This is a genomic window from Chitinophagales bacterium (genome assembly GCA_040877935.1).
Classification (GTDB): Bacteria; Bacteroidota; Bacteroidia; order Chitinophagales; family CAIOSU01; genus JBBDNB01.
In genome coordinates this window covers 1-10493 of sequence record JBBDNB010000054.1, presented here as the reverse complement: position 1 = coordinate 10493, position 10493 = coordinate 1, and the positions used below count along the sequence as shown (strand labels likewise).

Annotated in this window: 8 protein-coding genes; 4 read left to right on the top strand and 4 right to left on the bottom strand. The window is 38.0% G+C overall.

The genetic code is table 11. From position 1 onward, the window contains the following. Positions 1–27: 27 nt before the first annotated feature. Positions 28–399, bottom strand: coding sequence for a hypothetical protein (locus WD048_14985; GenBank protein ID MEX0813522.1), 372 nt, complete (start codon positions 397–399; stop codon positions 28–30). 407 nt (positions 400–806) lie between these two features. On the opposite strand from WD048_14985, the gene WD048_14980 reads away from it, so the two are divergent. Both WD048_14980 and WD048_14975 read left to right on the top strand, forming a co-directional pair. Further along, entirely contained in the window at positions 807–3011 is a 2205-nt protein-coding gene (locus WD048_14980; GenBank protein MEX0813521.1) for a SulP family inorganic anion transporter, read from the top strand. Further along, complete coding sequence (locus WD048_14975; protein MEX0813520.1) at positions 3008–3313, top strand: hypothetical protein; 306 nt, start codon at positions 3008–3010, stop codon at positions 3311–3313. The genes WD048_14980 and WD048_14975 overlap by 4 nt, the downstream gene beginning before the upstream one ends. 97 nt (positions 3314–3410) lie before the next feature. Here the strand turns inward: WD048_14975 and WD048_14970 are convergent, their stop codons facing one another. From WD048_14970 to topA, 3 genes are all read right to left on the bottom strand, one after another. Continuing rightward, positions 3411–5312, bottom strand: a complete 1902-nt coding sequence (locus tag WD048_14970) for an ABC-F family ATP-binding cassette domain-containing protein (GenBank protein ID MEX0813519.1) — start codon at positions 5310–5312, stop codon at positions 3411–3413. A 223-nt stretch (positions 5313–5535) separates the two neighbouring features. Next, on the bottom strand, positions 5536–6441 hold the full coding sequence (locus WD048_14965; GenBank protein ID MEX0813518.1) for a transglutaminase-like domain-containing protein: 906 nt from the start codon (positions 6439–6441) through the stop codon (positions 5536–5538). Further along, the gene (gene topA / locus WD048_14960; GenBank protein MEX0813517.1) at positions 6416–8743 is read right to left on the bottom strand and encodes a type I DNA topoisomerase; all 2328 of its coding nucleotides are present in this window, start codon (positions 8741–8743) and stop codon (positions 6416–6418) included. Before topA ends, WD048_14965 begins: the two co-directional genes overlap by 26 nt. A 110-nt stretch (positions 8744–8853) precedes the next feature. Here topA and purB point away from each other — a divergent pair, with 110 nt between their 5' ends. Beyond that, on the top strand, positions 8854–10212 hold the full coding sequence (gene purB, locus WD048_14955; GenBank protein MEX0813516.1) for an adenylosuccinate lyase: 1359 nt from the start codon (positions 8854–8856) through the stop codon (positions 10210–10212). Continuing rightward, positions 10197–10340: a DUF5522 domain-containing protein gene (locus WD048_14950; protein MEX0813515.1), complete on the top strand. Its 144-nt coding sequence runs from the start codon at positions 10197–10199 to the stop codon at positions 10338–10340. Before purB ends, WD048_14950 begins: the two co-directional genes overlap by 16 nt. Positions 10341–10493: the final 153 nt, after the last annotated feature.

Here is a 10493-nt window from a genome sequence, read left to right as displayed (position 1 = left end):
AGGGTAAAGCTAAGACGACTTTATCCGTCAACTTAAGATTAACATAACACTAGTAAAGCCAGATGCTGAACGTTCAACAGAAAATGAAAGCACTATATTTTCATAATCGTTGGTTGGAAATACCAGTGTCATGTAATGCCCATTGTCTGCCTTTGGAGAAAACGCATCTCCAATTCCATTGCCACAATCACCTAAACTTGTCCCTCCAAAATTGTCAACATTAGAGAATGTATAAGTGATCTCCCCATCGCCCAAAACACGGTTGTCGGTATTCACCGGAGAAGTAAAAGGCGTGGTACCATTAAAGTCCCAGCAGTGGAAGGTGACCTGTGAAAACACAGAAAACGGGATAAAAAAAATGTTCAGAAAAAACAGGAGGAAAGGAATTGAAGCTTTCATTTCAGGGTTTTATATGGATATTTCGAATAAAAATACTGCTCTAACTGATAATTGTCAACTCACTACTATACTACAAAAATAGGTCAAAACTGGAGTTTCTAATAGTTGTGATTTTTAAAGATACATAAAACATTTAAAAGAAGTGTATTAAAAACAAGTCATTTTCAAATAAGATGTGGATATATGAAAAAGCTGTTGAAAACATTTTTAAAAAAGTGGTTTTATTAATCTCTACTTAACATTAGCGCCATTAATTTCAATGTAAAAGTCAAGAATCTGTCATAATGTATTTTCAAAATCAGTTCTTAATCTTCTTTTTTTATCTTTAGGCACTTATATTTTTAATCAACATTGATACATATAAAAGTAATCAATCACTAAACTTTAGTGCAACTCCCTTTTAATTTATGTTTTCCAAACTAAAAAACGATATTCCATCTAGTATTGTGGTGTTTTTGGTCGCATTGCCGCTTTGCCTTGGTATTGCGCTGGCCAGTGGTGCACCATTGCTTTCAGGATTAATTTCGGGAATTATTGGTGGCGTAGTAATTGGGATGATCAGCGGATCGAGCACGAGTGTCAGTGGTCCGGCTGCCAGTCTCACAGCAGTGGTGCTTTCCGCTTTGAACCAACTCGGAGCTTTTGAAACATTTTTAATGGCCGTTTGTCTTGCTGGTGTTTTTCAGGTAATTCTCGGTATATTCAAACTGGGTATTATTGCAGATTATTTGCCCAGTAATATTATTAAAGGATTGTTGGCCGCAATCGGGTTGATACTTATTTTTAACCAAATACCCTATGCGCTGGGTATCAACGGAATGGAAGATGGCTTGAAATCAATTTTAAAGTCAGCACATTCCCTTTCTGTCCCCAATTTTAAGGATATTTTTGAAAATTACAGCATTGGCCCTTTGCTTCTAAGTTTAGTTTCTCTATTAATAATGATCTTTTGGGAAAAAACACCCTTAAAAAAATTCAAATTTTTCCCATCAGCTTTATTTGTGGTAATATTTGGGGTTGTAATTTCTCAACTGTTCAATCTACTGCCTGAAATTCTAAATTTCGACATGGAACACATGGTGTTTATCCCGAAAGTCACCAGTGTCATGAATTTGCTTACTTTTCCTGAATTGAGCGCCATTGGCAATTACCAGGTTTGGGTAGTAGCTTTCAGTATTGCCATTATTGCTTCTTTGGCAACATTGCTGAATGTTGAAGCCACAGACAATATTGACCCGCACAAGCGAAGAACACCCCCCAACAGAGAACTTGTAGCTCAAGGTTTTGGCAATATGTTTTCAGGACTCATTGGAGGCATTCCGCTTACATCAGTAATTGTACGCAGTTCGGTCAATATTAATGCAGGTAGCGAAACCAAGCTTTCTACCGTCTTACACGGCATCTTTCTTTTGTTGAGTGTATTGTTTCTCAGTCCTTTTATCAATTTAATTCCCCTTTCCTCACTGGCCGCAATTCTGTTATTTACCGGATACAAACTCGCAAGCGCTGATCTTTTTATAGAGATGTACAAAAAAGGCTGGAACCAATTGATTCCATTTATAGCTACTGTTACAGCCATAATGCTTACTGATGTATTGATTGGTGTGCTGATCGGCTCTGCCGTAAGTATTTTCTTTTTGCTGAAAAGCAATTACCACAATCCTTTTTTCCTTGAAAACACCAAAATCTACAGTGGAGAAACAATCAGATTGGAATTATCGAATGAAGTTTCGTTTCTTAATAAAGCCGCTATTAGATTGACACTTTGGGAAATAGAGCCCAATTCAAAAGTTGTTATTGACGCAACATACTCCAATTTTATAGACCATGATATTCTTGAACTTTTTGAAGATTATCAGAACACTTTTGCCAAAGAGCACAATATTGATTTAACAATCATCGGGTTGAAAGAAAAATACGATGAAAAAGCACATTTGGAATATGTCAACAGTATTGACAGTACTGATAAAAGGACATTGAATTATAAAGAAATTCTGGAAATATTAAAAGAAGGAAATCAGCGTTTTGTAGCCAGTAGATTAGGCGACCGTACATCCAGTCATCAAATTAATGCAATAGCAAAAGGACAAGACCCAATGGCTCTGATAGTCAGCAGTACCAATTCAGGGACTTCTACTACCCTGCTGTTTGACGCAAAATTGGGGGAACTCATGAGTATGCGGACAATGGGCAATATCATCAATGAAGATTTAGTGAGTGGTATTGAGTTGGCCTGTATGCAAATGAATATAAGACTGGTTGTGGTATTGGGGCATTCCAATTGCCTGGCAACACTTGGCGCTATTAAAATGACTAAAAAGGGGAAAAACAATAGTATTTCCAGTCAAATACAAGAATATTTATCGCTGCAAAATAAAAGTATTGAGGAAATCAATATTCATGATAAAGCACAATTGAATGAAGTAATCCATAAAAACACACAATTGTCAAGCGATATTTTGGTGCAAAAAAGCAATTATCTGCAAAATAATTTAAAAGAAAACAAGATTGGTATTATTTCAGCTTTTCACAATAATGAAACTGGTGAAGTAATATTTGATGATTGGTTAAAAAATGAATATCTTTCGGAAACTAAAAATAAAACACAATGAAAAATCTGATTTTCACACTTGCCTTTTGCATTTTTGTTTTTGCTGTAAATTTTTCAGCTACAGCTCAGGAAGAAAAGAAACAATCTCAGCAAACTGAAATTGAAGCTACAGAATTGCCCAAAGCCTTATTCAAAACACTTAGTACCGAAAAATACTCCGAATGGAATTTTCACAAGGCCTATAAAGTAGATCTAAAAACACAGGGCTACTATTATAAAATAGAGCTGCGCAAAGCACAAGAAACAGCCTTGTTTAAATTTGACAAAAACGGAAATGAATTTAAGGAACAAGAAGTAAAGTAGAATTAAGCAGAACCGGTTCTGCTTATTGCTTGGTTCTTTTGGCTTTCTTTTAAAATCGGCTGAAAGACTGCGGTCGTGGATTATAATTTTTCACTGTTCATTGTTGCTGCACCTCCTCCAACTCCATCCAGCGCAGGGTTTTTTCATCTATGGCTTTCATCACTTCAGAAAGTCGCTGGCTTTTTTCTAAAAGAATTTCATGGTCGGCATTGGCAGATTCATTTGCCATCTGCTTTTCCAGTTCGGTTTTTTCAGCTTCTAATTTTTCTATCTCCTTTTCTAATGTCTCGTATTCCAGTTTATCCTTGTAGGTTAATTTTTTTCTGGGGGGAACAGGTGCCGTGCTTTTAACATTTTCTGCTTTCTTAGCTTTCTGTTCTGCCTGTTTGGTTTCAGCAGCCTCAACTTTCAGACTTTCCCTGTAATCGGTATAATTGCCGTTAAAATCCTTAATGACCCCATCTCCTTTAAAAATAAACAAGTGATCGATCAGTTGATCCATAAAATAGCGATCGTGCGAAACCAAGATCAAACAGCCGGGAAAATGCATCAGGAATTCTTCCAACTTATTGAGCGTGAGAATGTCAAGGTCATTGGTCGGTTCATCCAATATCAGGAAATTGGGATTTTTGATCAAAACCGTGAGCAAATACAATCTTCTTTTTTCACCACCACTAAGCTTCGAAACAAAAGTATATTGCATTTCAGGAGGAAACATAAAATGCTGTAAAAACTGCGAGGCAGTGATCTTAGCTCCATTCGCCAGCTCTATTACATCGGCTATATCTTTCAATACTTCAATTACGCGTTTGTCTTCTTTCAGATTGAGGCCATCCTGTGTGTAATACCCATAGACAATAGTCTCTCCACTTTTAATTTTACCCGAATCGGGCTGTTCTTTTCCGGTAAGCAGATTGAGGAATGTGGATTTACCCACACCATTTTTGCCCACAACACCTATGCGCTCTCCTTTCTTAAAGCTGTAATCAAAACCATTGAGTATATTAATTTCTCCATAGCTCTTATAGACTTTTTTGAGTTCAAGGATTTTTCCGCCAATGCGAGACATTTTCACTTCCAGTTTCAGGTCATGCTTACTTTTTTTACGTGAAGCTTTGGCTTTGATATCTTCAAAAGCATCAATTCTGGATTTAGATTTGGTAGTACGCGCTTTGGGCATTCTGCGAATCCATTCCAGCTCTTTTTTCATCTGTTTTTTGGCCTTATCCGTCTCCGTTTGAAAAACCACTTCACGTTCCTCTTTATTCTTTAAAAACAGCTCGTAATTGCCCTTGTGCCGGTACAATTGATTGTCTTCCAGCTCCAGGATATGATTGCAAATGCGATCGAGAAAATAACGATCGTGCGTAACAATGAAAAAAGTGATATTCGATTGTTTCAGATAACTTTCCAGCCACTCTATCATTTCCACATCCAGGTGGTTGGTCGGCTCATCCAAAATCAAAAGATCGGGATGATCTAAAAGAATATGTGCCAGGGCAAGCCGTTTTTTCTGACCACCGGAAAGTGTAGCTGTTTTTTGAGAAAGGTCGGTAATGCCGAATTGAGTGAGTACAGATTCCAGTCGCTGTTCATAATCCCAGCCTTCTACCTGATCCATTTTAATTGAGGCTTCCTCAAAACGCTTTTGTGTCTGTTCATTATAAGCTTCTGTTTGCGCATCCACAGCAGCTTCATATTCCCTGATGATTTTCAGTACATAAGAGCCTTCTCCTTTGAACAAATCATTGATGCTCAGTTTCGGATCAAATTCAGGATTCTGCTGCAAATAGCCAATTCGAAGCCCTTCCTTGCGAATCACTTCTCCATCCTGAGGCACATCCAATCCCGCCAGGATATTCAGCAGTGTAGATTTTCCGGTGCCGTTATTGGCAATCAGGGCAGTTTTATCGCCTTTGTTGATTCCAAATGTAAGCCCGCTGAACAAAAGACGTTCACCGTAATCTTTAGAAATATTTTCTGCGCGGATATAATTCATGAATCGTGCGTTTTATGCCGACAAATTGCCGGAAATAAGATAAACTTTTACTTTATAATTCATCAAAAAAGGAAGGCGAAATTTGTGAGGCTTTGTTGGGAATTTAAACACAAAGATACGGATAATTGAAAAATAAGCAGGCAGAATAAATTTGCAGAAACACCCTAAAAACTGTGTTAGGAAATTCTTTAGTGCTCAGCGCTTAAATAATTACTGGAACAGGTTAAAACAAACGCATCAACATTGTGATTTCCTCGATACGGGGGTAAGCCTTATCTGCTTCAAATGTTTTTTTAAGATCGGCAAGCAACAGTTTGATACAGTGCTTATTGTCAATTGGCTTAAAAAATGATTCATCATTGGGAATCCTCATCTTCTTCAGGTAATCACCAATTTCATTTTCACTGAAAACCTGGCCTTTATTCAGCGGATTGATATAAAACTGTACCTGCATTCTATAATCATCTTCAGGGGCAAAATGCTCAATAAAATCGTGACAATAGGCAATGGAAAAATTCATGGGAATATGCACTCCATAAATAGGAATGTCCAATTCTTGCGCAACAATCATGTAGAGTATAGAAACAATCAGGCTGCTTCCCCTTTTAGCCTCCAAAACCTGAGGAAGAAAAAATGCTTTGGGATCAAACTGTGAATAATATTCCGCTTTGAAACCAAAAAAACCAAAGAAAACACGGTTTATAACATTGATTTGTTCAAATGGAGTAAGGTCATAATTCAACTCCAGCCAAACTGCTCGTCTTATCTTTTCTATTTGCCCGAGCAATTCTGCCTCGTCAGTATCGGGATAGCGGTAGCGTGCAACAAGAATTGCGCCCTTGAGTAAATTCTCGGGGTCGGTTTCCAGGTAATCTATAAAATCCTGAAAAACCTCACTGAACTGGATGCTGTGAATAATATCCTCAATACGGCTTTGAATTTCGGGTTCATATTGTGTTTCCCAGGCACCTTCCAATTCTGGAATTATTTCAGTACCGTAATTTTTGAGTCGCTGAGATACATTGCTGAAAACTTTTTCATCAGGATCGTCCAAAAGCCTGATCAAAGCCTGCAATTCAGATGTGTCCTGAGATTTAAGCAATTTACTTTGCTTTTTTCTTTCTTCCACCACGTCCTTTTTTAGCCGGAGCCTTTTCTATCAACTCTTTTATTTCTTCTAAACTCAATGCTTCAGGGTCTTTGTCTTTAGGAATACGCACATTTTTCTTACCTGCTTTTATATAGGGGCCATAACGTCCATTTAAAACCTGTATATCCTCTCCATCAAATTCCTTAATCAATCTTTTGGCTTCAATTTCCCTCTTTTCTTTAATGAGTCCAACAGCCTCGTCAAGTTTGATTTCATAAACATCCATATCCTTTGGAACGGAAACAAACTTACCATCATGTCGCACATAAGGTCCAAAACGACCAATAGCAGCAGTAACTTTTTTGTCTTCAAACTCACCTAAATCCCGTGGCAATTTGAATAAATCCACGGCTTCTTCCAGGGTGATTGTTTCAAGCTTTTGATCGCTTCGCAATTTAGCAAACTTTGGTTTTTCTTCATCTTCCGTTTTGCCAATCTGTGCCATTGGGCCGTATTTGCCTATACGCACTATAAGTTCTCTTCCTGATTTGGGATCCTTACCCAAAACCCGTTCTCCACTGGCTCTTTCAGCTTCCTCCTCGGTTTTTTCTACGGTTTTGTGAAATGGACGATAAAAATCTTCTATCATTTTGTTCCATTTCAGATCGCCCTGGGCTATCACATCAAAATCCTCTTCTATACGGGCTGTGAAATTATAGTCCAATACATTTTTAAAATGCTTGAGCAGAAAATCATTGACCACCATACCAATATCCGTAGGGAAAAGTTTTTGTTTTTCAGCACCTGTAATTTCAGTTTCTGTTTTTTTACTGATCTGACCATCTTTTAATCGCAACAAACGATAGGCTCTTTCATCGCCTTCCATATCTTTTTTCTCCACATAATTGCGCTTTTGAATGGTAGTGATTGTTGGTGCATAAGTGGAAGGCCGACCAATGCCCAATTCTTCTAATTTGCGCACAAGTGAGGCTTCATTGTATCGGGGAGCTGCTTTTGTAAAACGCTCCCTGGCAAACATATGGTCCAAATCGAGTTGCTCTCCCTTTTTTAATGGCGGCAGCATAGTGCTTTGCTCTTCTTCATCTTCTTCATCGCGCGATTCAATGTAAAGCTTCAAAAATCCATCAAAAAGTAAAACCTCACCTTTTGCATTCAGTTCTTCTTTATTGGTAGAAATATCAATTTTTACTGTCGTACGCTCAAGTTTTGCATCGCTCATCTGTGATGCTACCGTACGCTTCCATATCAGCTCGTAGAGGCGCTCCTCATCAGAACTGCCACTTACAGTATGTTTTTCAAAATAAGTCGGGCGAATGGCCTCGTGCGCTTCCTGGGCGCCTGATTTTTTGTTTTTGTAATTTTTGCTGTTTACATATTCTTTGCCAAAGCTTTTTTCTATTTCGGCTGCTGAAGCTGAAATTGCAGAATTGGAAAGATTCACGGAATCGGTTCTCATATAAGTAATGTGACCGGATTCATAGAGTTTCTGTGCAACCGACATTGTTCTGGAAACAGAAAAACTGAGTTTTCTACTGGCTTCCTGTTGCAAAGTAGATGTAGTAAAAGGAGCAGCGGGAGTTTTTTTAGCCGGTTTTGTTTGAATGTCTTTTATGGTAAAATCTGCCGACAGGCATTCTTCAAGAAATTTTTGAGCTGCTTCGGCATTTTCAAACTTCGTTCCCGATTCAGCTTTTAATTTAGAAACTTTGCCTTTATCGCCTTTTATATCAAACAGTGCAGTTACCTTAAAAGAGGATTTCGGTTCGAAATGCATGACCTCGCGCTCACGCTCAACTATAAGCCTAACAGCTACTGACTGCACACGCCCTGCTGATAGCGAAGGCTTCACCTTTTTCCATAGGATGGGAGACAATTCAAAACCTACCAAACGATCTAAAATACGCCTGGCCTGCTGTGCATTCACCAGGTTTCTATCAATAAATCGCGGATTTTGAACTGCGTTATTAATAGCCTCTTTGGTGATCTCGTGGAAAACAATTCTTTTTGTTTTGTCCGGATCAAGTTTTAACTCTTCACAAAGATGCCAACTAATAGCTTCTCCCTCGCGGTCTTCATCCGTAGCCAACCAGATTTCTTCAGCAGCTTTAGCCAGTTTTTTCAGTTCGGTTACAATTTTCTGCTTTTCGGGAGAAACATGGTATTTCGGTTCGAAATCGTTTTCCTTATCTATGGCGTCATTACCTTTAATTAGGTCTCTAATATGCCCCTGACAAGAGGTTACTTTAAAGTCTTTCCCCAGAAATTTTTCTATAGTTTTCGCTTTGGCAGGCGACTCGACAATCAATAGATTTTTGGCCATAAAAATGTTTTTCTTCTTAAACGATGCTGCAAATTAAAAGTTTAGCGAGCTTTAATTCAAATAAAATATGAACATAGCGAAGTTCATTTGTTATTTTCGCAGAAAAAAGAATGAATTTATCTGCCTTAAGTGCCATTTCTCCAATAGACGGACGATACAGAAATAAAGTTGAAAATCTAGATCAATATTTTTCAGAATACGCATTGATAAAGTATCGCGTAAGAGTTGAAATAGAATATTTCATTGCTTTGTGTGAGTTTGGGGTGGGAAATTTAAAAGACTTTCCTAAAGAAAAATACAATACGCTGAGGAATCTTTATAAGTATTTCAATTTGGAAGATGCCGAAGCTGTAAAAGTGCACGAGCAAAAAATAAATCACGATGTAAAGGCTGTCGAATATTTTATTAAAGACTATTTTATTTCTACCGGATTAAAAGCTTATGCTGAATTTATTCATTTTGGGCTCACTTCTCAGGACATTAACAATACAGCTGTTCCTTTGTCATTAAAAGAAGGATTGGAAAATGAAATATATCCTGAAGTTGAAAATATTATTGCTGTTTTAGAAGGATTTGCAAATGAATGGTCTGCCATTCCAATGTTGGCCAAAACACATGGACAGCCCGCTTCTCCTACCCTTTTGGGAAAAGAAATAATGGTATTTGTTGAGCGGTTGAAAAAGCAATTTGAATCACTTAAAAAAATACCGGTAGCTGCCAAGTTCGGTGGAGCTACGGGCAATTTCAATGCCCATTATGTAGCATTTCCCGATAAGGACTGGAAAGCATTTGCCAATGATTTTGTGGCTGATTCACTGGGTTTAGACCGAAGCCAATTCACTACCCAAATTGAGCATTACGATTTTCTGGCAGCGCTTTTCGACAACCTCAAGCGCATTGATACCATATTGATAGATTTGTGCAGAGATGTGTGGCAGTATATTTCTATGGACTATTTTAAGCAAAGTATTAATAAAGATGAAGTGGGTTCTTCTGCCATGCCACATAAAGTAAACCCTATTGATTTTGAAAATGCCGAGGGAAATCTGGGCATGGCTTCTGCCATTTTTGAACATTTATCTGCCAAGCTGCCCATTTCCAGATTGCAAAGAGATTTGACAGATTCCACCGTTTTGAGAAATGTGGGAGTTCCTGTGGCGCATCTGCTAATTGCACTCAAATCGCTGGACAAAGGGCTGAAAAAATTAAAAGTGAATGAGGCTGCTTTGAATAAAGATTTAGAAAATAACTGGGCTGTTGTTGCCGAGGCCGTTCAAACTGTTTTGAGAAGAGAAGGCATTCCAAAGCCCTATGAATTGCTGAAAGACCTTACCCGCAAAAGCGACAAAATGAACCAGGAATCCATTCACGAATTTATTAATGGCCTTGACCTGGATGCCTCTGTTAAGGACGAGTTGCTGCAAATCACTCCTTTTAATTATACAGGGATGCCATGGCAGAAAAATTAGTTGAGGGCGAGGATTATTATATCAATGAAAACGGGTTGTTTGTTTTCACCGAGAAATACCATTTAAAACGGGGATACTGCTGTAAAAATAGTTGCAAGCATTGTCCTTATGGGTTTGGGAAAAAGTGAATGGTTTTGCGTAGTTTTTCAGGAACTAAGTATATTAGCTGAGTATTAAAACATAAAATACAATGTTATGATCAAAATAAGCCCTCAATATATTACTGATGCGAATCAAGGGTTAAAAAATGAGAGAAACAAAAGCTGCTGCTAATTTTCCGA